Genomic DNA, 21,493 nt, shown 5'->3' on the forward strand with positions numbered 1-21,493 from the left:
ACCTACACACGAAGGACGAACGGGGTTCGTCGAAAAGGACACCACGGACCGAACTATCTCGCCACACCTCGTTTCTGGCAGTGTGGGCAGTGGTAGATCTGGCGTTCCTCCAGAGGATTGTCTCCGATCAGACCGAATTCGATGGTGGTTCCGCAGCGTCTGCACGGCTTGTTCTCGCGCCCGTACACCCAGAAGTGTCGGCCCGGACGTCGATCTCCGGTGGTGACGCGTTGGTTGCGATCCTTGTTGGCCATGATCAATCGGTAGGACAGGTCGATCGTCTTGCTCAGGTCACCGGCTTCGCCGACCGGGGTGCGCGGGTCGACGCCCCGGAGAAAGCAGATCTCGTTGCGGTAGACGTTGCCCAGGCCGGCAATGTTGCGCTGATCGAGAAGCGCGAGCCCGATCGGCCGGGCCGGATCCGCTGCGAGCCTGGACAGCGCCACGTCGGGATCCCAGTCGGGACCGAGCAGATCCGGTCCGAGATATCCGACGGCATCGTCCTCGTCCTCGAGGATCTCGAGCACTCCGAGCTCGAAACCGATGGCCTGCGCGTCGGCGGTGTTCAAGATGATCCGCGCCTGGAACGCAGGGCGGCGCCAGCGAGCACCGGGCGCGTAGACGTGCCAGGTGCCCTCCATCTTCAGATGCGAATGAATGGAGTATCCGCCGACTCGAATCAGCAGATGCTTACCGCGTGAGGCGACGGAATCGACGGTCTCGCCGGTGAAGTCGACTGTGGCGTAGCGCGGTACGCGAATGTCGCAGGTGGTGAGCTGCCGGCCCTCGAGTGCGGCGCGCAGGGTGTTGGCGGCGCGCCAGACGGTATCGCCCTCGGGCATCGGTGTTCGTGTCCTCTCCGGTGGTCTCGCAGGCAGTGGGCAATCAGCGACGCAGGCGAAGTCCGCGTGGGGTCGCCGAGAAACCTGCTTCGGTCAAGGTCTTGGCGAAGTCGGTGCCGTGGATGTCGTGACCGTTGATCCGCTCGACGAGTAGCTTGTCGACTCCGCCGCGGCGAACGGTGGCCGCCAATGCGGTTGCTGCAGCGCCGATGTCGTCGGCGTTCTCACCGAACGTGAGCACCGACTTCCCGCCGCGTTCGACGAACATCGTCAACTCGCCCCGAACGAGGACGACCAGTGCACCGGCCTTTCGGCCCGGCCGATGCTTCGTCGTCTCGTCCGGCGTATCTCCGACACCGGCCTCGCCGCTGCCGGCTTTCGGCCAGGGCAGTGCTCCGCCGTAGGGATTGGCCGGATCGCACGACGCGAGTACGACAGCGCTGGCGTTCTTCTTCGGTTCGTCGTAGCTGCGTAATCGGTCGACCACGTCGGAGGTGGAGAACTGCGCACCGCCGAGTGAGTCGACGAAGTAGCCCCGACGGCATCGACCGGAATCCTCGAATCCGGTGAGCACCTTGTACATCGTGGCGAAGCCGCCGGGCACACCTTCGTTCATCACCGAACCGCGGGTCACCACGCCGTAGCGTTCGAGCAGGACGTCGGCGGTCGCGTGCGCACGGACGGTGAGGTCGGGTTCGAGCTCGGGCAATCGTGACCATCGCCCACCCGCCGTCGGCGGTCCGGTTCGGGTCGGGAGCGAGGGACGTTCGAATTGTCGGTACGAGCGCAACCGCGGTGTACGGCGAGGTGCACGATGACTCGGGGCCGAGCGGGTGGTCGTGGAGTTCAGCAGCGCCCGAAGCGGAGCGAATGTGTCGTTGCTCAGACGACCAGCCCACACCAGCTCCCACAGTGCAGCCTGCAGTGCGGTGTCGTCGGTACTGCCGACGGTGTCGGACAGCTGCCGGAAGAAGTACGCACCGCCCCCCGCGACGGCGTCCTGAATGCGAATCTGCAGTTCCGACAGATCGGACTCGGCTGCAGGCACCAGGGTCAGTGGTGCGGTGTCGGCCATGTGCAGGCTCACCCAGCCGTCCTTCGACGAGATCGCGCCGTGTCCGGACCACAGCACCTCGCCGGTCGAGGTGAGCTCGTCGAGCATCGCCGGACTGTAGTCGGTCACCCGCGACGAGAGCACGAGAGATTCCCACGCCGATGCCGGAACAGGAACGCCCGCAAGCTGTTCGATGACGGTCGCGACGCCGTCGATCCCGCTCAGGCGTCGGCTGTCCACGTGCTGCCACGCGGGCAGGAAGCGGCCCAGGGTGGCGGTGGAGACGGGTTCGACCTCCTGCCGGGCCGCAGCCAGCGACCGCCGCCGCAGTCGCCGAAGTACCTCGGCGTCGCACCATTCGCTACCCGTGGCACCGGGCCGGAATTCGCCCTCGACGACGCGCTTGTCGACGGCGAGTCTGCGTAGGACGTCGCGTACCACGGCGGTGCCGACCCCGAAGCGCGCCGCTGCGTCGTCGAGGGTGAACGGTCCGTGGGTTCGGGCATACCGGCTGATCAGGTCCACCAGCGGATCGTCGACGGGTTCGATGAAGGCGGCCGGAGTACCGATGGGAAGCGGGACGCCCAACGCATCGCGCAATCGAGCGGCGTCCTCGATGGCCGTCCACCAGTTCCGGCCGGCGAACGAGACCTCCATTGCCCGTTTGGCGTCGACGAGTTCGGCGAGCCACTGCGGATATTCGTCGCCGTCGGTGCGTAGGCCGACTTCGTCCACGGTCAACGGTCCGAGCAGGCGTAGCAGGTCGGCCACGCCTTCGATGTCCTTGGCGTGACGGTCCTCGGGAAGACGCTGCAGTTCGAGTTCCGTGGTGGTGATGACGCTGTCGTCGAGCAGCTCTCGCAGCTCGACGCGTCCGAGCAGTTCGGCGAGGAGCGCCGAGTCGAGTGACAGTGCGGCGGCCCGGCGTTCGGCCAACGGGCTGTCGCCCTCGTACATGAATGCGCCGACGTAGTTGAACAACAGCGAATTGGCGAACGGTGACGGTGACGGCGTTTCGACATCGACGATTCTGATCTGTCGTCGGCCGATGCGGGCCAGGATGTCCTCGAGGGCAGGAAGGTCGTAGACGTCCTGCAGGCACTCGCGGACGGTTTCGAGCAGGATCGGGAACGTCGGGTACTTGCGTGCCACGTCGAGCAGCTGAGCCGAACGCTGGCGCTGCTGCCACAACGGCGCGCGTTTGCCCGGGTTTCGGCGGGGGAGAAGCAGTGCGCGCGCGGCACATTCGCGAAATCTCGATGCGAACAACGCCGACCCGCCGACCTGCTCTGTGACGATGTCGGCGATCTCGTCGCGCTCGAACACGAACAGTTCTGCGCCCGGCGGCTGGTCGTCGGTGTCGGGGAGCCGGACGATGATGCCGTCGTCGGATGCGGTGGGGGCGGCGTCGATGCCGTAGCGCTCGATGAGCCTCGCGCCGACTGCGAGGGCCCACGGCGCGTGTACCTGCTGGCCGTAGGTGGAATGCAGCACCAGCCGCCAGTCGCCCAGTTCGTCGCGGAACCGCTCGACGATCATCGTCTTGTCGGTGGGGAGCTGACCGGTGGCCTCGAGTTGCTCGTCGAGCAAGGCGATGAGGTTGTTGACGGCGTTGGCGTCGAGACCGTCGGAGCTCAGTCGCTCGGCGAGGTTGCTGCGATCGGTGGTGCTTCGCAGGAATTCGCCCAGCGCCTGGCCCAGTTCGGCCGGTCGACCGAGACCGTCGCCGTGCCAGAAGGGGAGCCGGCCGGGTTGGCCGTACGCCGGGCTCACGAGCACCCGATCGTGGGTGATCTCCTCGATGCGCCAGCTGGTGGCACCGAGTGCGAACACATCACCCACTCGCGATTCGTAGACCATCTCCTCGTCGAGTTCACCTACCCTGGACTGCTTTTCACCCACCATGTAGACGGTGAAGAGTCCGCGGTCCGGGATGGTGCCACCGGAGGTGACGGCCAGTCGCTGCGACCCGGGACGGCCGGTGAGAGTGTTGGCGTCGCGGTCCCACACCAACCGCGGCCGCAGTTCTGCGAACTCGTCGGAGGGGTAGCGGCCCGAGAGCAGGTCGAGAGTCGACTCGTAGGCAGATCGGGGCAGGGTGGCGAAACTGCCTGTGCGACGGACCGAATCGAACCAGTCCTCCGCGTCGATCGGTTCGAGAGCGCAGGCTGCCACGGTCTGCTGCGCCAGGACGTCGAGAGGGTTGGCGGGAACGAACAACGCCTCGATCTTGCCCGACGTCATGCGTTCGACCGTGACCGCGCAGTGGATCAGGTCGGTTCGATGCTTGGGGAACAACACGCCCTTGGAGATCTCGCCGACCTGGTGGCCTGCGCGTCCGACGCGCTGCAGACCGCTGGCCACCGATGGCGGTGCTTCGACCTGAACGACCAGATCGACTGCGCCCATGTCGATTCCGAGCTCGAGGCTGCTGGTGGCCACGACGCAGCGCAGCCTGCCGGTCTTGAGGTCGTCCTCGATCAGTGCGCGTTGGTCCTTGCTGACGCTGCCGTGGTGGGCCCGGGCCAGCAACGGATCGGCACCGTGGTTCACGTCGTTCGGAGTGCCGACCTGCGAGGGCGGCTTGTGTTGTGTCTCCACGCCGTCGCCGATCCGTTCGGCGTACACCTCGTTGAGCCGCGCGGTGAGCCGTTCGGCGAGGCGACGGGAATTGGCGAAGACGATGCACGATTTGTGCTCGAGGATGAGATCGACCATCTTCTCCTCGACGTGCGGCCAGATCGAGCCCTGCGCCGGGGGAGCGGCGGAGGTGTCGGCGTTCGGATCGGTGACGCCCAGTTCGGTCATGTCCTCCACCGGCACCTGGACCGTCAGATCGAAGGTTTTCGGAGCGGGTGGTGCGACGATCTCGATGGGGGCCGCACCGGCCAGGAAACGGCCCACCTCCTCGTGCGGTCGCACCGTCGCGGACAGGCCGATGCGCTGGGCGGGCTTGTCCAGCATCGCGTCGAGCCGTTCCAGGGACACCGCCAGATGCGCGCCGCGTTTGGTGCCTGCCACGGCGTGAACCTCGTCGACGATCACGGTGTCGACCTCGGCGAGGATGTCGCGGGCGGCCGAGGTGAGCATGAGGAACAGCGATTCCGGGGTGGTGATCAGAATGTCCGGCGGAGTCTTGATCATGTTTCTGCGGTCGGCGGCGCTGGTGTCGCCGGACCGCACGCCGACCGAGATCTCGGGTGGGTTCAGGCCGAGCCGCTTGGCGGTCTGGGTGATGCCGACCAGCGGCGCACGCAGGTTGCGTTCGACGTCGACGGCAAGGGCCTTGAGTGGCGAGATGTAGAGAACCTTGGTCTTGCGAGTGCTGTCCGCACCCAGTTGCGCCAGCTCGTCCAAGGCCCACAGGAAGGCCGAGAGCGTCTTGCCCGAACCCGTCGGCGCCACCACGAGAGTGTGCGAACCACTCGAGATCGACGACCACGCGCCCAACTGCGCGGACGTGGGAGCAGGAAAAGCGCCGGAGAACCACTCCCGGGTCGGCCGCGACAACTTCTCCATCACCGAGAGCTCGCCCGCTACGTCGGTGCCCGTACTGTGCCTGGCCATCCCATCATCATGCCCCCGGGCACCGACAGATAATCCTCACGCGGTTCCCCGATCGCGCAGCGGTGTCGATTCGAGCGATTCGGGTACACCCCTCCCATGACCGACGACCAAGAGATCATGCAGAAGATTTCCGCGAAACTCGACGCTCTGCTCGGCAGCAAGACCAACGGACTGCAGAACGAGGTGCCTCCGGGCGCAAGCATCCAATCCGACGATGACGATGCCGAGCAGGGGCCGCTCGGTCGTGACTACCACCTGGCGAGCAAGTACGCGCAGGCGCTCGCGATCAACGAGCCACAGGTCATCGACCGTGACGAATTCGATCGATTGGTCGCCGAGTACGGCTGACCCCCGACACCGCCGCGACCCCGGCCCCGGCCCCGGCCCGCACACCGGTCCGGGGCTTCCTCGTGTTCCGATCTGGCGAACAGCGCAGCCACGGATCTACAGTCGGTGGGGTGACCGAGCGCAAGGAACCAGGAGTCACGTTCGAGTCCTGGGTGGACAAACAGATACGTCAGGCGCAGGAAAACGGCGCGTTCGAGAATCTGGAAGGGACCGGCAAGCCGATCCCGATGGGGGATCCCGGTGACGAGTTGTGGTGGGTGCGAGGCTTTCTCAAGAGGGAGAACCTGCCCGCCGACGCACTGCTGCCGACCGCATTGCAGCTCCGCAAGGAGATCGAGCGGCTGCCGTCGACGCTCATCGCCATCCGGCGCGAGGACTCGGCGCGAGATGTGCTGGACGAGTTGAATGCTCGCATCGTCGACTGGATTCGGTTCCCGACGCCGCCGGTCGTGCCGCTCGGCCCGGTGGACGTCGAGACCTGGATGCAGAGTTGGCGGATCAACCGCGCCGAGGTCGACCGACTCGCGCGCGAGCACGCCGCTCAGGCGGCCCGGACGTCCGGTGCCACGACGACGGGCGTCGGCCGACCGTCGTGGTGGACACGTATCGGCAGCAGGTTCATCCGGCGGCGCTGAGGCCCGGTGTCGTCGCGCACAGGGCCAGTGCATCGGCGGCGGTCGACACGAACGGAATGCTCGAGGTCCCGTCGACGCGAGTCCGGTCCGGCAGCAGGCCGTCGGATCGGCTGGGCTCGTCCATCGTCGTCCAGCCGGTCGCCCGCCGGACGATACCGCCGATCAGCGTGTCCGCTGCGTGGCGAACACCGCTGCGCACCGTGATCGGCGCGGTGTCGAGTTCCACCCGAGCGAACCGTGACGCCGCATCCACGGCGGCGGTGGTCTGCGCCGCCGACGATCGACCGCGCCGACCCGTACTCAAGCCGTGCCCGGGGAGATCGAGCACGACGGCATCGACCCCTCCGGCCGCGATGTCCGACGCCAACGTCGTCAGATACCGCCCGTGCGTACCGGTGTCCGCGAGAAGTACGACGGAACGATCGGATCCCGCGGACGACCGATGGATCTCGACGTGCACGCTTCCGTGACCGGTATCGAGCTGTCGATGGTCGATCTGCAGGGCCGCGACGTCCGCGCGGCTCAGCTCCACCGCCTCGGAGGCCGGGCGTAGGGCGGCTTCGCAGGCGATGCCGCGCGCGAGGGCGTCACCGCGCCGAAGCAGCGGCTTGCCTTGCAACAGAATCATCACCGCCGCGCTCTCGTGTGCCGTGAGGGTCGGAGCCCAGCCGGTGGCGCGGCCGAGGGCAGAGGAGTCGACGATCGGTTCGCCCGGCGTCACCCACTGCCCGGAGAAGGGCGTCAGGCCCAGCCGGAACGCCACGTTCGCGACGTGGGTCGCGGCCTTCTGGGGAACGTCGAACATCACCTGCCCCTGCATCGCGGCGAGTTCGCGTACACCGACCCAGTCCACCGGACCGAGGTTGTACGGGCCGACGAGGTCGGTCTTCGCGGCTCGGTGGAACGCGTCGGCCATGTCGTCCTGATACAGGAATTGATACGACGCGCGATCCGCGTCGGGAAAGGCTCCCACCGGGCCGGTGAACTGATCGATTCCGTCGTTGGAGAAGTCGGGTCCGACGATGTAGGTGCACCGCAGCATGGAGATGGCCATCTCCTCGGGGTGTCTGCGTAGCCACCACTCCGCGTAGTGCTCCACCTCGGCCTTGTCGTAGAAGTAGTAGCGGCCGGGGTCACCTGTGGGATAGGTGTTCTCGGTGAGCGGTTCCGGTGCGATGTCGGCACCGTACGCGTTGATGCTCGACGCGATCACCACCCGCGCGACGCCCGCTCGGTACGCCGAGTCGATCACGTTGCGTGAGCCGCGCAGGTTGATGTCGTGAGTTTCGGTCTTGTCCCTGAGCTCCTCGACGACGAACGCCAGATGCAGGACGGCATCGCAGCCGTCGAACAGCGTCTCGAGATCCGGCGACCGGATGTCCGATCGGACGGAGGTGAACTTGGGGTGTTGTATTCGCGCAGGCCGACGGGCGATGCCGACGACCGTGTCCACCTCGGGGTCGTCGAACAATCTGGGCAGGATCGCGGCTGCGAAATCGCTGGTGGCACCGGTGACCGCAATACGGAGACCGCGGGTGTGCTCACTCATCCGGGTAGTCCGGCCACGGCCTCGACGATGTGGTCCGTTGCGGTCGACAGCTGTTGTTCGGTGTGTGTTGCCATCACACACAGGCGCAGTATCGCACCGGATTTCGGCACCGCGGGGTGCAAGGCGGCGCTGGTGAAGATGCCGCGGTCGTAGAGGTTCTTCCACAGACTCATGGCCACCAGATCGTCGCCGACGTGGAGTGAGACGATCGGTGAGGCCGTGTCTCCGTGCGGGGTCGCTGATCTACCGGCTACGTCCAGCCCGGCCGACTGCAATCCGCCGCGCAGCATCTCGGCGTTGTCGAGGACGCGCCGAGCCCGATCCTTGCCCTCGTCGCTGCGGATCAGCTTGACCGAAGCCAGCGCGGCTCCCACCGCAGCAGGCACGCCGGAAGTCGTGAACAGGAAGGCGCGGGCCTTGACTCGCAGGGTGTCGATCAGATCACTCGATCCGGTGACGAACCCGCCGGTGGAGCTGGGGCTCTTCGACAGTGACGCCATCGTGACGTCGACGTCCTTGGTGATGCCGAAAAGCTCGGCGGCTCCGGTGAGTTGGGGCCCGTAGATGCCGAGGCTGTGGGCTTCGTCGACCATCAGTGCCGCGTGATAACGGATACACAGCTCGGAGACGGCATCGAGCGGTGCGAGGTCGCCCTCCATGGAGTAGAGGCCGTCGACGATGACCAGCACGGCCCCGTCGTCGACGACGGGCTGCTGGAGTCGGGCCTCGAGATCGGCCATGTCGTTGTGCTTGAACTTGACCACCGACGCTCCGGAGAGCGCGCTGCCGTCGCGGATCGAGGCGTGGGCTGCAGAATCGACGATCACCGTGTCACCGGGGCCGACGATCGCGCTGATCGTTCCGAGATTCGTCTGGTAGCCGGTGGTGAAGACGAGTGCGTCGTCGGTTCCGTGCCACTGGGCGATCTCGTGTTCGAGTTCGAGGTGGAGGTCCAGGGTGCCGTTGAGCAGGCGACTTCCGGTGACGGCACTGCCGAACGTGTCGAGCGCGTGCTGAGCACCCTCGACCACCTTCGGGTGGTCGGCGATGCCGAGGTAGTTGTTGGAACCGAGCATGATCTTGTCTTCACCCTCGACGCGAACGACGGGAGCGACAGCCGATTCCATCTTGCGGAAGTAGGGGACCACATCGGCTTCTCGGACGGCCCGCAGCAAATCCACGCGTTCGTCGCCGCCGAGTCGTTTCATCAATCTGTTGACAACCATCGTGTACCAGAACTCCTCACAGAGTCGATTGTGGTTCGTCGCGAATTCATGAGTTGATTCGGAGCCGGCGGCGACATCGATCGGTATTCGACGAAAGAATATTCGATGTTTCGATAGACGCTTTCGCAACGGAAATCAGTCGGTAAAACGGCCCGAAAAAATGATCTCGGTATTTTTTGATCGCCAAGATTTTACGATATCTTTAGTTTATCTGTGCAGGTCACAGGGTATCGTCGATGGTCAGCGCGAATTCACCTGCTCCACCGCTGTGATTATGGATTACAACCGATTTGTCGCGATCAAGTGATGGCACAAAATGGCGTAGATGCAATCAATCAGTGGCACACAATCGATTAGTGACACAAGGAGAAGAACTGTGACTGGATTAATGGTGCGCGAAAGGGAAACCCTCGAGAAGTACATGCCGGGTTTGATGCACTATCTGGACACAACCCCGCTGGATCGACTCGAGTCGCGTGAGTCGGACGCGATCGACAAGTTTCGAGAATTCGGTGGCACCGGTTTGGTGGTTCCGACCGAACTCGGGGGTCTCGGTGCTCCGGCCATCGACGCGGTCCGGGCGCAGCGGGCCATCGGGTCGCGGTCGCCCTCTCTGGGTGCGGGAACCACGATGCACCATCTCTCGGTCGCCTCGCTGACGGAATTCGCTCGCGGTGCCACCGAGGACGACCGTGCCTTGATCAAGGGACTGGTCGAACAGAAGGCGATCGTCGCCTCCGGATTCTCGGAGGGCGTGACCGGCGGGAGTGTGTTCATCCCGACGATGACCGCGGTGAAGAAGGGCGAGAACTACATCGTCAACGGCAGCAAGAAGCCGTGCAGCCTGGCACGATCGATGGATCTGCTGACCTGCAGCGTGGAGATCGACTCCGGCGACCGTGCCGTCGCCCTGATCCCGGCAAGTCTCCCGGGAATGAGCGTGAAGCCGTTCTGGACCACCGACATCCTGGCCGGCGCGCAGAGCGAAGAGGTCCTGCTCGAGGACGTCGAAGTGCCTGCCAGTCTGGTTCTGCCGAACAAGGACGACGACCCCGACGGTGTGCACGAGATGACCGGATACCTCTGGTTCGGCATGCTGATCTCGGCCAACTACATCGGTGCAGCGACGTCTCTGCTCGAGCGCATGATCGAGCAGGACAAAGGCGACTACGAGGGATACGCTCGCGCGGCGGCCGAACTGGAGACGTCGATGGCGGCGATCGAGAACGTGGCCCGCGCCTTCGACGAAGGTGAACGCGGGCAGGACATCTCGGTGAGGTTGTTGTTCAACCGCATCGCCGTTCGCGACGCTCTGGTGCGGGGCAGTTCCGCTGCGGTCGAATCGTTGGGCGGGATCGGCTTCATCAAGTCACCCGAAATCGCTTATGTCGCAGCGGCATTGCACGCCTTTGCTTTTCATCCGCCGTCACGGCGATCGATCTCGGAGACCCTCGCCCGGTTCCACGCAGGCGAAGAGTTCGCCTTCGTCAAGTAGGGGTCAGTCCTCGAATCGCTCTTCGTCGGCCAGCTTGTCCTCGCCGCGGTTTCGGAAGAACTTGAATCCGGGGATTCCGATGACCGCGCGCCGGACGTCCTTGGTGACTCCGAGCAGCTCGTGAATCTCGGGGGACACCGTGTCGAGGGTGGCGAGGATGGGAAGCAGCGCTTCCATGTGAGCGAGGAGTCCAGGCAGCTGATCGACCATGGCGATCGCTGCGTCGACTTCCTCCTCCGAGAGGTTGTCGACGAACTTGCGGGCCATGGGTTCGGATTTCTTGGCGATGGGATCGAACAACTCGATCAGTTCGAGCGCGGTGTGCGAGGCGACCGATGCCGAGGCGACCACGTCGTCCGCGGCACCGGTTGTCCGCTGCACGCTGGCGACCACGGCGTCGGCGGAGTCGATCACGTGATCGATGCGTGTCATCAACATCTCAATACGCGTCAGCAGTGCTTCGATTCGGCCGGGGAGGGTAAGCGCGAAAGCGGTCGTGGTGAGCATCCAGCCCGCTCCGGCCCGCGCTACCGCGACTCCGCGCCGGAGCACCGTTTCGGTACCGAGGGGATCGGGGAGAACCACACCTGCCAAGACCAGAGCCATAGGAGCGACAATGCCACACCGACACCACGCCCCGAGTGCCGTTAGCCTCGACGCATGAGAGCTCTCGTCACCGGTGCCAGCGGATACATCGGGTCGCGGTTGGTGGCAGCGCTGCTGGCCGACGATGCCGACGTCGTCGTCGGCTCCCGAACGCCGGACAACCTGCGGACCTTCGACTTCTTCGACTCCGTCACCGCAGTCTCGCTCGACGTCACCGACGAACGGTCCTGCGCGGCCGCGTTCGCGGAATCCGGTGACATCGATGTCGCCTACTACCTCGTTCACGCCATCGGCGAGTCGGATTACCGCGCGCAGGACCGACGATCCGCCGAGCAGTTCGCAGCCGCGGCCGCCCGTGCGGGAGTGGGCCGAATCGTCTACCTCGGCGGTTTCGTACCCGACGACGACCATCTGTCGGAGCACCTCGCGAGCCGGGCGGACGTCGGCGAGGCACTGACGGTGGACGGCGTCGAGCTGGTCTGGCTCAGAGCGGCCATCGTCCTCGGTGCCGGCTCGACGTCGTACGAGATGTTGCGTTACCTCGCGGACCGCTTGCCGGTGCTGCCGCTGCCGAGTTGGCTGGCCGAGCCCGTGCAGCCCATCGCCGTCGACGACGTGCTGCACTACCTGGTGGCGTCCGCCGCCGCCGAGACGGTCCCGGCGGGCTCCTACGACATCGGTGGGCCGGATGTGGTGCCGTATCGAGATCTGGTGTTCGCGTACGTCGAGGCTGCCGGTCTCCAGCGCATCGGCGTTCCGGTGCCGCTGGTGCCGACCTCGCTCGCAGGAAAGGTGATCGGAAAGATCATTCCGGTTCCCGCCGGACTCGCCGAGGATCTCGTCGGATCACTGCACAACACGATGACGACGTCCGAAAGTCGGATTCGCGAGCTCGTTCCCGACCCTCCCCGAGGTCTCACCACGATTGCCGACGCCATGGCCCGTAGTGTGCGGGGAATGGTGGGTGACCCTCCCGGTGTGTGCGCCCTGAAGGATCCGCTTCGGCTGGCGAACACCGACGCGGCGTGGAGCGGCGGTGACGCCCTGGGGATCAGGCGTCGCGGTGTCGCGGCGTCGTCGGACCGCACGTGGGGGTTGATCGAAGCCCTCGGTGGGCGTCGACTGCTGTACTCGAAGCCCGTTGCGGCGGCGGTGCGAACCAATCTCGACGTGATGGCCGACGTGAATCGACGCGCGAGGTCGGTCGTGCGCCGACTGACCGATACCGAGGAGGCGTGATGGGAACGTGGTCCACGACCGCGCTCAACGTGATGAAGTCCGCTCTGGTCGACCCGGTCGAGCGCGATCACAAGGAGTCCGACGCAGCGTTCCGCAAGCGGCGAATCATCGTGCTGATCACACTGGTGATCGGTGCGACGGTGCTCTATTTCTCGCTCAAGGTCGAGCCGGGCGATCCGGCGTTCTACGCACTGACCCTGGTGTTGGCGGCGGTGTGGACGATAGGTGGATTCCTCTCGGGCCCATTGCATCTCGGACGCATTCAGGTCGGGGGATCGATCAGGCGACCGATCGTCACACCCATCCTGATCGGCCTCGCCGTCGGTGGGGTGTTCATGCTCGGCGGACTCGTCGTTCGGCAGATACCGCCGCTCGCCGACTTCACCGAGAACGTACTGGCGCACGCTCGGGTGGGTTCGCTGGTGCTCATCGTGTTCATCGCGCTGCTCAACGGCGTCGCCGAGGAGATCTTCTTCCGAGGAGCGTTGTACGCGGCCATCGGCGTCAGGCATCCGGTCATCATCTCGACGGTCGTCTACGCGATCGCCACCCTCGCCTCGGGCAACCCGATGCTCGGCTTCGCCGCGGTACTTCTGGGGTACGTGATGGGACTGCAGCGGCGTGCGTCCGGCGGAATTCTGGCGCCGATCCTGACGCACGTCAGTTGGTCGGCGGTCATGGTTCTCGCCCTACCGCCGCTCTTCGTGTGACCTCTGCCGGACGATCGAAAAGAGGCACAAGCACCGATTCGACCAGCGATAACGGATCTGGCCGCTGATTCGTTCGGGATCTGGGCTACATTGCGCAGGTGAGTGAAAATCTCGATCGCGTCGATCGTTTGATCATCGACGAGCTTGTCTCCGACGGACGCGCCACTCTGGCGACGTTGGCGGAGAAGGCTTCGCTGTCCGTCTCGGCCGTTCAATCCAGAGTCAGGCGGCTGGAGTCCCGACGCGTGATCCGTGGGTACACGGCGCAGGTCGACCCGGAGGCCCTCGGCCGGCCGCTGTCGGCGTTCGTGGCCATCACTCCGATCGATCCCGCGCAACCGGACGATGCCCCCGCCAGGTTGAAGCATCTGTCGGCCATCGAGTCGTGCCACTCGGTTGCCGGTGAGGAAAGCTACGTCCTGCTGGTACGCGTCGAGTCGCCGAGGGCGCTCGAGCGTCTGCTGCAGGAGATCCGAGCAACCGCCAACGTACGGACACGCAGCACGATCATTCTGCAGACCTTCTACGACCGCTGACCGCACGCCACACCCGGTCCGACGACATGGGCAGGTCGTACAGTCGGGCACCGACGGCGTCACGGATCGCGTTGGCCAGAGCCGGTGCCACGGGGTTGTACGGCGACTCGCTCATCGACTTGGCACCGAACGGACCCAGACGGTCGTAGGTGTCGGCGAACAGAACCTCGGTGCGGGGAATGTCCGCGAACTGCGGAACGTGATAGCTGCGAATCGAATCGGTGGTGACCAGACCGGCACCGTCGGTACGAATCTCCTCGTACAGTGCGCTCCCGATCGCCTGGGCGACGCCACCCTCGACCTGACCACGGCACTGCTGCGGGTTCATCACGGTTCCTGCGTCCGCGCTCTGCACCGACTGCAGTATTTTCACGGTACCGGTGTCCTCGTGCACCGCCACCCGGAACGCGTGCACGTTGAACGCGAGCGAACGCGGCAGCCCACCACTGTTGCCCGCGGTCACGAGGGTGCCTCCTGCCATCGTCAGAACGTCGTCGAGGGTGACGAAGCGATCTCCGCAGCGCACCCCCTCCGGTCCGAGTGTGCAGTCCGAATTCCGGTGTCCGGTCGCGGCGGCGGCCAACTCCAGGATCCGAGTCGACATCGCGCGAACCGCCGCGTACAGGGCCTTGCCCGCCACCACGGTGCCCGCCGAACCGAATGCGCCCGTGTCGTACGTGACCGAGTCGGTGTCGGATTGATCGACTCCGATGCGGTCGACGGACGTGCCCAGCTCACTCGCCGCGATCTGAGTGTGGACGGTGGTGGTGCCGTTGCCGAATTCTGCAGTCCCGAACCGTATCTCGTACCGACCCTCGGGCAGCAATGCCACCGAGGTCTCGGCGCGGTGACCGCGCGGCGGAATGGTCGCGATCATGGCCACCGCCATCCCTTCGCCGACCTTCCATCCCGCCGGTGCGTGCTCGCCGTTGCCGCGTCGCAGAGCGGCTTCGGCCAGATCGATGCACTGGTCGAGGCCGTAGCTGCCGAACTGCAGATCGTCCGCCTCGTGGTGGGCGGCGACGATGTCGTCGCCGGGGACGATCACGTTGCGCCTGCGGAACTCGAACGGATCGATGTCGATCTCTCGGGCGAGATCGTCCATCGCCGATTCGATCGCGAACATCACCTGCCCCAATCCGTAACCGCGGAAGGCTCCGGACGGAATGTTGTTGGTGTACACGGTTTTCGCGTCGACGCGCTTGTTGGCGCACCGGTAGATCGCCACCGACTCGCCGCAGCCGTGGAACATCACACCGGCACTGTGGTTCCCGTAGGCACCGGCGTCGGTGAGGACGTCGATCGACAGGGCCGTCAGGATACCGTCGGCGCTCGCGGCGGCGGTGACGTCGACACGGAACGGGTGACGACACGGCGACACGGTGAACTCGTCCGTGCGCGTGAACTCGAACTGCACCGGTCTACCGGTACGCAGTACCGCCAGCGCCACCACGTCCTCGGTGAGCAACTCCTGCTTGCCGCCGAATCCGCCGCCGACGCGCGCGGTGAACACGCGGACGCGATCGCGTGCCAAGCCGAAGATCTCGCAGATCTCGTCTCGCACCAGAAACGGAACCTGAGTGCTGGTGCGCAGATTCAGCTTTCCGGTCTCGTCCAACCAGCCGATGGTGCCGTGGGTTTCCAGGTGCACGTGCTGAATCCGCTGAGTGGTCCAGCGGCCGGTGACCACCGCAGCTGCGTCGCGAACGCCCGCGTCGACGTCCCCGGTACTGCCGTGCAGCTCGGCCACCAGATTGCGCGACGGATCCGCGATCCGAGCCGTCGCGTCCTTGTCGCCGTGGATCTTCGGCGCATCGTGGGCGAGCGCGGACTCCGGATCGAACACTGCGGGCAGCACGTCGTACTCGACGACGAGAGCGCGGCACCCTTCCTCGGCTGCCGCGACCGATTCTGCTACCACGATCGCCACTCGCTGGCCGATGAAGCGCACGACGGTATCGAGAACGTGGGTGTCGTCCGGATCGTCGACGCGGCGGTCGTGTCGGGCCGTCGAGAACGCGGTTCTCGGACTGTCTTTCGCAGTCAGGATCAACTCGACGCCCGGCACCTGCTCGGCCGCGCTGGTATCGATGGACACGATCCGGGCATGTGCATGTGGACTTCCGAGAACACTGGCGTGCAGCAATCCGGGAGGGGTGTGGTCGAGTGTGTACGGCTCGGTTCCGGTGACGATGCGGGTACTTGCCGGTGCCGCGAGGGACCGTCCACACGCCGGACCGTCGACGGACTTCTCGGTGTTGACCACTCCGCAGACCGCGTCGGACACGGCGCGATACCCGGTGCAGCGACACAGGTTTCCCTTCAGCCGTTCGGGAAGCTCGTCCAGATCGCCCTCGGTCAGCGTCGAGGCCGTGACGATCATTCCCGCAGTGCAGAACCCACACTGGAATCCGGCGGCTTCGACGAACCGGCTCTGCATCGGATGGAGATCGTCCGGTGTACCGAGCCCCGCAACGGTGGTGACGGACCGGTTCGCTGCACGGAACGCGGGGAAGATGCACGAATGCACCGGTTCACCGTCGACGAGAACCGAACATGCGCCGCAGTCGCCCGCGTCGCACCCCTTCTTCACCTCGAAGTGGTCGTGTTCACGGAGCATGGTGCGCAGACACTGACCTGGCCGTGGAGTGACATCGGTCGGCACACCGTTGATGTCTACGATCATGACAACTCCTCGCGGATCTGCTGCGCTGCAGTGCAACTGATGTGACGCCGCCAGTCCGGAGCCCCGTGGGGGTCGTCGTACCAGTGCTGGGGACCGATGGTGGCGGCGAGCGCGTCGTCGAGCTCGCCCGCCGTCGGCAGGGCCGGGAAGCGCAGAACGAACGGACGGACGGTCGACGCGCTGACGGTCAGAACGAACTCGCCGCCCTCGTCGACCCGCCCGATCACCACGGCCGCCGATCGGCCGAGCGGTGACAGCGCGAGCTTGCGCATCGCCGTTCGCGACTGGAGAGCGTGCAGTGGAACATCGATACTGCGCAGCACGTCTCCCGGTCGGAGGGCATTGGCGTGCGGGCCCGTGACCAGGTCTGCGATCGCGATGCGATAGTCGTGATCGGGGCCATCGCCCGACCACACCTGCCCGACGCCGTCGAGGGCTGCGGTCAACGAGATCATCGCTCCGGCAGGAAGAGCCAGCGCGATGTTGCCGCCGACGGTGGCGGTCTTCCAGATCTTGAACGAGGCCAACAATGCTGCTGCGCAGCGGGGAAACAGCGCGGTGGCCGGCCACGGAGAGGTGTAGCGTGCCAGCGTCTCGATGGTGCACGTCGCGGCGATCGAGAGCCCGGTCTCGGTGACTGTCAACGGCTCCCAGCCCAAGGCGGTGATGTCGACGAGGGTGGCCAGATGGTCCTGCTTCTCCGAGAACAGCCAGGTACCTCCCGCGAGGACCGCAGTGTCCACACGTCCTGGCGGAAGGTCCGCGCGGGAGCCGGGAAGCACGATGTCGTCGACAGTACCGAGATCCATGGTCGTCGTTCACCCCTCGTCCTCGCCGGCGGATCCTCCACGCCGGCAGATCCACCAGCCGATGTGTTCTCTCGAACTGTAGTGAGTATCTGTTACCGATCTTCGGTCGTTCGGCGATACGCCCGAAACCCGGTGGAAACAACCCACACATACTGTTTCTTCCTACGCGCTCGGCTGTTTCGGGCACGCTCAGCGAGGGCCGGGGGAGGAACCGCAGTGCAGGTCAAGGACTTGCTGGACGCCGCGCAGCTCGGCATTCGATTGCTCACCTCCGATACCGACGCACTGGGTCGGACGTTGCGATGGACGTACACGACGGATCTGCCCGACCCGTCGCGCTACATCGCGGGTGGCGAGCTGGTCATCACCGGTCTCGTATGGCATCGAACGCCCGCGGACAGTGAGATGTTCGTCCGGGCCGTCACCGAATCGGGAGCGTCGGCACTGGCCGCCGGTGAAGGGCTTCTCGGCCACGTCCCACCCGATCTGATCGACGCCTGCGAGCGGCACGGTCTACCGCTGCTCGCAATACCCGAGGCCGTGTCGTTCGGGGAGGTGACCGAGTTCCTCGTCGGCCGTGTCACCGGAGACCGCATAGCCATGCTGAACACCTCGCTCGTCCGGCAACGTCAGCTGCTCACGGCGATCGCGGACGGCAGAGCGCTCGACGAGTTGGCGTTGCACACCTCCAGGGAGACCGGGATGGCGTGTCTGATCTTCACCGCGACCGGACGTCGGCTGGTCGCCGAGGTCTCGGCGTTCTCCGATGCCGACGTGGACACGCTGACGCACGCCGCGCTGTCCTCCGAAAGGCTCCCCACGACAACCACTCTCGGTGACGGCGATGTGTACAGCATCTTCGGCATCGGACCGTCGCTCGTGCAGCGGACCACGCGATGGTTCCTCGCAGTGGCCGGAGACATGGCGACGTTCCCACCCGCCATCTCCGATGCGTTCGGTCAGCTCGCGGCGATCGCCGCGCTCGATCGTGCTCGACGCGAGGAGGGACGGCTGGTCCGTCGTGAAATCGCCGACCAGGCAGTGGCGTTGATCGAGGCCGACAGCACCAGACCCGAAGCCATGACGCGGCTGCGCCAGGCAGGAGTCGACCCGGACCGCTCGCTGGTGGTCGTCAGGGTCGTCCACAGCGGACGGATCGACCTGCGCGAGATGCTGCGCACGGTTCTCAGCGACACCCTGACCTCCTTCGGCGGCGGGTGCGTCGGATGCAGCACGCACGGCGACATCGTCGCCGTCGTGAACACCGACGATCCGAGCTTCACGCACACACTGCGAACCCGATTGAGCCGCTTGGGCTCCGGCATCGGACACAGCCGTCTGCTCGTGGGCGTCAGTTCCGAAGCGACCGGGATCACCATCGACGGCGCGCTGCGATCGGCCCGCCACGCACTGGAAATGAGCAGGCAAGGGTCGAGCCCGGTGACCATCACCGCGGGTGCGCAGCCGACATCGGCGGTGACGATGCTCTCGGCTCTGCCCGACGACGTGCGTCGGTCGTTCGTCGAACACGTTCTGGCGCCGCTGCTCGACTACGACCGGCGAACCGATGCCGGTCTGACCGATACCCTCCGCGAGTTCCTGGCCTCCGGCGGATCGTGGAACCGAACGGCCGAATCGTTGCACGTACACCTGAACACCGTGCGGTACCGAATCAAGCGAGTCGAGGAGTTGCTGGGCCGCGATATGAGTTCCACCTCGGATCGGCTCGATGTCTATCTCGCGCTTCAATCCATCCCTCGTTCGTCGGCTACCGGGGCCGCATAGGATCGAACGATGACTGGCTTCACCGGAATACCCTTCGCGGCCCTGGACTTCTACGAGGACCTCGAAGCCGACAACAGCAAGCTCTGGTGGAACGAGCACAAGGATGTCTACGACAACGCGGTCAAGGGTCCGATGACGGCGTTGCTCGCGACACTCGAATCGGAGTTCGGTACCGCAAAGGTCTTCCGCCCCTACCGCGACGTTCGCTTCTCCAAGGACAAGACCCCGTACAAGACCCACCAGGGCGGCTTCGTCGCTCGCGGTGACAGTCTCGGCTTCTACGTGCAGATAGATCCCGCCGGGTTGTTCGTTGCAGGCGGCTTCTACAACTCCTCGTCCGAGGGCGTTGCCCGCTACCGCCGCACCGTCGACGACGACGTCCGCGGAGCCGAACTCGAGCGGATACTGGCGACGCTGACCAAGGCCGGCTACGAGATCGGCGGCGACAAGCTCAAGACCAAGCCGCGGGGATACGAGCTCGACCACCCGCGCATCGACCTCCTGCGCCACAAGTCACTCACCGCGGGCAAGCATTTCGGCTCACCCGCGTGGCTCGAGACACCCAAGGCCGCGACGAAGGTGCGCGATGCCTGGCGAGCTCTCGCACCGTTGGTGGAGTGGACCGCGGCGCTGCACACATGAGCGCGGCACCCTATCCGACGACAGAGTATGTCCGCCAGGCACTTCCGGCGTCCGGGGCATCCTCGCGTTCGACGGTTGCCTGAATCAGACCGTACGGCCGATCGTCCGCGTTGAACACCTCGAGATTGTTCTCGATGCCGAACTTGCCCAGGTCGTAGACGAAGTGATGCTTGTTCGGTGCGGACATGGTGATCTCGGCGATGAACGGATACTTCTCCAGCACCGCCTCGCCCATGGCGTACAGAGTCTGCTGGAGAGCCAGCGACTGTAGATTGGCGAACCGTTCGATCATCGCCGCCTTCACGCCCGCGTAGACGCCGTCCCACTCGACGTCGGTGGTGGTGTATCGCCACTGCGCTGTCAGCGATGTCGCCATCACCCGGTCGGTCGTGGGCTCGAGAATCGTCAGGTCGTCCTCGAGGAAGCCGTGGAACTCCGAACCTGTCGACTTGAGAATCACCATCTCCTTGAAGCCGCTGATCACCCACGTCTTCTGCGCGTCACCCTTGCCCTCGACGGTCACCGCCGACGTACGGATCTCCTCGCCCTTGCGGGTCCACGTGTGATCGTGCTCGACGCCGTCGATCACCGCGCGAGCCCACGCGTACTCCTCGAGTTCGATGCGCGCACCCTCCACCGGCTCCACATCGTCGACGAAGTGGCGGGCCAGATCGAGGCCGTAACTCTCCAGGTGGAGCAATCCCTTGGTCTTCGCGTACGCGTAAGCGGTCTGCTTCTGAGTATCGGTGGGAAGGACATTGGACTGATCGCCCACCAGGTGAGCTGGGGAGAAGTCACCACGCAGAGCGCTCGAGACGTTGATGTCGTGGATCTCGTGCCGAGGCGAGTCCCGATAGATCCGCACCACGCGGTTCTCGGCCTTGCCGTACTGATTGGATCCGAGGACGATCTTGCCGGTCAGGTCGGTCATGTCAGCTCCCGCGATAGGTCGAATAAGCGAAGGGGGACAACAGCAATGGGACGTGGTAGTGGGCGTCGGGATCGGTGACGGTGAACGAGATGGACACCTCGGGATAGAAGCTCGGTGTTCTCGTCGCCTCGAAGTAGTCGCCGGTGTCGAACGACAGGCGGTACACGCCCGGATCGATCGGACCGGGCACGACCTCGCCGATGCGGCCGTCGCCATCGGTGGTGGCCGTGGAGATCTCGCCTTCCTCGGGATGGAACAACCGCACCCTCATCCCTACCGCAGGTGTCCCCGACGTCGCGTCGAGGACGTGCGTCGACAATCCCGTCACTGCTCGGGGCCCAGCATGCGGCCGAGGCGAATTCGATTGATCTTGGCCAGTTCCACGCGCAGCACCCGTCTTTCGGTTTCGGCATCGTTGTCGAGCCTCTCCTCGAGGATAGCGAGCAGTTCCTCCGCGGATCTGCCGGTGGCGCACACCAGGTAGACGTGACCGAACTTCTCCTCGTAGGAACGATTTCCCGCCGCCAGCTTGTCGAGCACCTCGGTGCCCGCGCTCGTCACCGCGGCCTGCTCACGTTTCGACGACGGGTTGTCGGCCTTGCCTCCGATCCGAGGATGACCGTCGAGCGCATGGTCGATCTCCGCCTCGGGTAGTTCGGCCAACACCCGATCTGCTCTGTCCAACAGCATGTCTCGGCTGTCGAAGGGGCGACCGTGGGCGACTCGACGGGCCCAGATCGACGACGCGCAGCACTCGTAGAGCGCATGCATCGCCTGCCTGTCACTGAGCCGATTGAACCCGTCGAGCCCTATCCATTCGTGTAGCAACTCGC

18 protein-coding genes are annotated in these 21,493 nt (G+C 65.4%); 8 read left to right on the forward strand and 10 right to left on the reverse strand.

Annotated features, from left to right (window positions below; all coding sequences use genetic code 11):
- Nucleotides 1-53: 53 nt before the first annotated feature.
- Both CH276_RS25660 and CH276_RS25665 read right to left on the reverse strand, forming a co-directional pair.
- Nucleotides 54-842: a DNA-formamidopyrimidine glycosylase family protein gene (locus CH276_RS25660; RefSeq protein ID WP_032397442.1), complete on the reverse strand. Its 789-nt coding sequence runs from the start codon at nucleotides 840-842 to the stop codon at nucleotides 54-56.
- A gap of 43 nt (nucleotides 843-885) precedes the next feature.
- Complete coding sequence (locus tag CH276_RS25665; RefSeq protein ID WP_441344199.1) at nucleotides 886-5,463, reverse strand: ATP-dependent helicase; 4,578 nt, start codon at nucleotides 5,461-5,463, stop codon at nucleotides 886-888.
- A gap of 96 nt (nucleotides 5,464-5,559) precedes the next feature.
- Here CH276_RS25665 and CH276_RS25670 point away from each other — a divergent pair, with 96 nt between their 5' ends.
- Both CH276_RS25670 and CH276_RS25675 read left to right on the forward strand, forming a co-directional pair.
- The gene (locus CH276_RS25670) at nucleotides 5,560-5,811 is read left to right on the forward strand and encodes a modification methylase HgiDII (protein WP_094628544.1); all 252 of its coding nucleotides are present in this window, start codon (nucleotides 5,560-5,562) and stop codon (nucleotides 5,809-5,811) included.
- A 110-nt stretch (nucleotides 5,812-5,921) separates the two neighbouring features.
- Nucleotides 5,922-6,446 carry a J-domain-containing protein gene (locus CH276_RS25675; RefSeq protein WP_094628546.1) on the forward strand — a complete coding sequence of 175 codons (525 nt, stop codon included), beginning with the start codon at nucleotides 5,922-5,924 and terminating at the stop codon, nucleotides 6,444-6,446.
- Here CH276_RS25675 and CH276_RS25680 read toward each other — a convergent pair.
- A complete protein-coding gene (locus CH276_RS25680) occupies nucleotides 6,430-7,995 on the reverse strand; it encodes an NAD-dependent epimerase/dehydratase family protein (protein ID WP_094628548.1) in 1,566 nt (521 codons plus the stop codon). The two genes, CH276_RS25675 and CH276_RS25680, sit on opposite strands and share 17 nt — an antisense overlap.
- The gene (locus CH276_RS25685; RefSeq protein WP_094628550.1) at nucleotides 7,992-9,221 is read right to left on the reverse strand and encodes an aminotransferase class I/II-fold pyridoxal phosphate-dependent enzyme; all 1,230 of its coding nucleotides are present in this window, start codon (nucleotides 9,219-9,221) and stop codon (nucleotides 7,992-7,994) included. The genes CH276_RS25680 and CH276_RS25685 overlap by 4 nt, the downstream gene beginning before the upstream one ends.
- 376 nt (nucleotides 9,222-9,597) lie before the next feature.
- Here CH276_RS25685 and CH276_RS25690 point away from each other — a divergent pair, with 376 nt between their 5' ends.
- Nucleotides 9,598-10,716: an acyl-CoA dehydrogenase family protein gene (locus tag CH276_RS25690; protein ID WP_032397437.1), complete on the forward strand. Its 1,119-nt coding sequence runs from the start codon at nucleotides 9,598-9,600 to the stop codon at nucleotides 10,714-10,716.
- A 3-nt stretch (nucleotides 10,717-10,719) separates the two neighbouring features.
- On the opposite strand, the gene CH276_RS25695 is transcribed toward CH276_RS25690, so the two are convergent.
- Nucleotides 10,720-11,322: a ribulose 1,5-bisphosphate carboxylase large subunit gene (locus tag CH276_RS25695; protein ID WP_032397436.1), complete on the reverse strand. Its 603-nt coding sequence runs from the start codon at nucleotides 11,320-11,322 to the stop codon at nucleotides 10,720-10,722.
- A gap of 54 nt (nucleotides 11,323-11,376) precedes the next feature.
- On the opposite strand from CH276_RS25695, the gene CH276_RS25700 reads away from it, so the two are divergent.
- The 3 genes from CH276_RS25700 (at nucleotide 11,377) to CH276_RS25710 (ending at nucleotide 13,807) form a co-directional block, all read left to right on the forward strand.
- The gene (locus CH276_RS25700) at nucleotides 11,377-12,561 is read left to right on the forward strand and encodes an NAD(P)H-binding protein (RefSeq protein WP_094628552.1); all 1,185 of its coding nucleotides are present in this window, start codon (nucleotides 11,377-11,379) and stop codon (nucleotides 12,559-12,561) included.
- Entirely contained in the window at nucleotides 12,561-13,271 is a 711-nt protein-coding gene (locus CH276_RS25705; protein ID WP_032397434.1) for a CPBP family intramembrane glutamic endopeptidase, read from the forward strand. The genes CH276_RS25700 and CH276_RS25705 overlap by 1 nt, the downstream gene beginning before the upstream one ends.
- A gap of 98 nt (nucleotides 13,272-13,369) precedes the next feature.
- Nucleotides 13,370-13,807 (forward strand): Lrp/AsnC family transcriptional regulator, encoded by a 438-nt coding sequence (locus tag CH276_RS25710; protein WP_032397433.1) that lies wholly within the window; start codon nucleotides 13,370-13,372, stop codon nucleotides 13,805-13,807.
- On the opposite strand, the gene CH276_RS25715 is transcribed toward CH276_RS25710, so the two are convergent.
- On the reverse strand, nucleotides 13,779-16,493 hold the full coding sequence (locus tag CH276_RS25715) for a molybdopterin-dependent oxidoreductase (protein WP_094628554.1): 2,715 nt from the start codon (nucleotides 16,491-16,493) through the stop codon (nucleotides 13,779-13,781). The two genes, CH276_RS25710 and CH276_RS25715, sit on opposite strands and share 29 nt — an antisense overlap.
- Complete coding sequence (locus CH276_RS25720) at nucleotides 16,490-17,302, reverse strand: FAD binding domain-containing protein (protein WP_032397431.1); 813 nt, start codon at nucleotides 17,300-17,302, stop codon at nucleotides 16,490-16,492. Before CH276_RS25720 ends, CH276_RS25715 begins: the two co-directional genes overlap by 4 nt.
- 216 nt (nucleotides 17,303-17,518) lie before the next feature.
- On the opposite strand from CH276_RS25720, the gene CH276_RS25725 reads away from it, so the two are divergent.
- Nucleotides 17,519-19,087, forward strand: a complete 1,569-nt coding sequence (locus CH276_RS25725; protein ID WP_094628556.1) for a PucR family transcriptional regulator — start codon at nucleotides 17,519-17,521, stop codon at nucleotides 19,085-19,087.
- Nucleotides 19,088-19,096: 9 nt separating this feature from the next.
- The gene (locus tag CH276_RS25730; protein ID WP_045195795.1) at nucleotides 19,097-19,729 is read left to right on the forward strand and encodes a DUF2461 domain-containing protein; all 633 of its coding nucleotides are present in this window, start codon (nucleotides 19,097-19,099) and stop codon (nucleotides 19,727-19,729) included.
- Between the two features lie 10 nt (nucleotides 19,730-19,739).
- Here CH276_RS25730 and pucL read toward each other — a convergent pair whose 3' ends face one another.
- From pucL to uraD, 3 genes are read right to left on the reverse strand one after another with little or no spacing between them, the layout of a single operon-like run.
- Nucleotides 19,740-20,660, reverse strand: a complete 921-nt coding sequence (gene pucL, locus CH276_RS25735; RefSeq protein WP_094628558.1) for a factor-independent urate hydroxylase — start codon at nucleotides 20,658-20,660, stop codon at nucleotides 19,740-19,742.
- A gap of 1 nt (nucleotide 20,661) precedes the next feature.
- A complete protein-coding gene (gene uraH / locus CH276_RS25740) occupies nucleotides 20,662-20,988 on the reverse strand; it encodes a hydroxyisourate hydrolase (RefSeq protein WP_032397427.1) in 327 nt (108 codons plus the stop codon).
- Nucleotides 20,985-21,488 carry a 2-oxo-4-hydroxy-4-carboxy-5-ureidoimidazoline decarboxylase gene (gene uraD, locus CH276_RS25745; protein WP_032397426.1) on the reverse strand — a complete coding sequence of 168 codons (504 nt, stop codon included), beginning with the start codon at nucleotides 21,486-21,488 and terminating at the stop codon, nucleotides 20,985-20,987. Before uraD ends, uraH begins: the two co-directional genes overlap by 4 nt.
- Nucleotides 21,489-21,493 lie beyond the last annotated feature (5 nt).

Source organism: Rhodococcus sp. 06-470-2 (genome assembly GCF_002258235.1).
Lineage (GTDB): Bacteria > Actinomycetota > Actinomycetes > Mycobacteriales > Mycobacteriaceae > Rhodococcoides.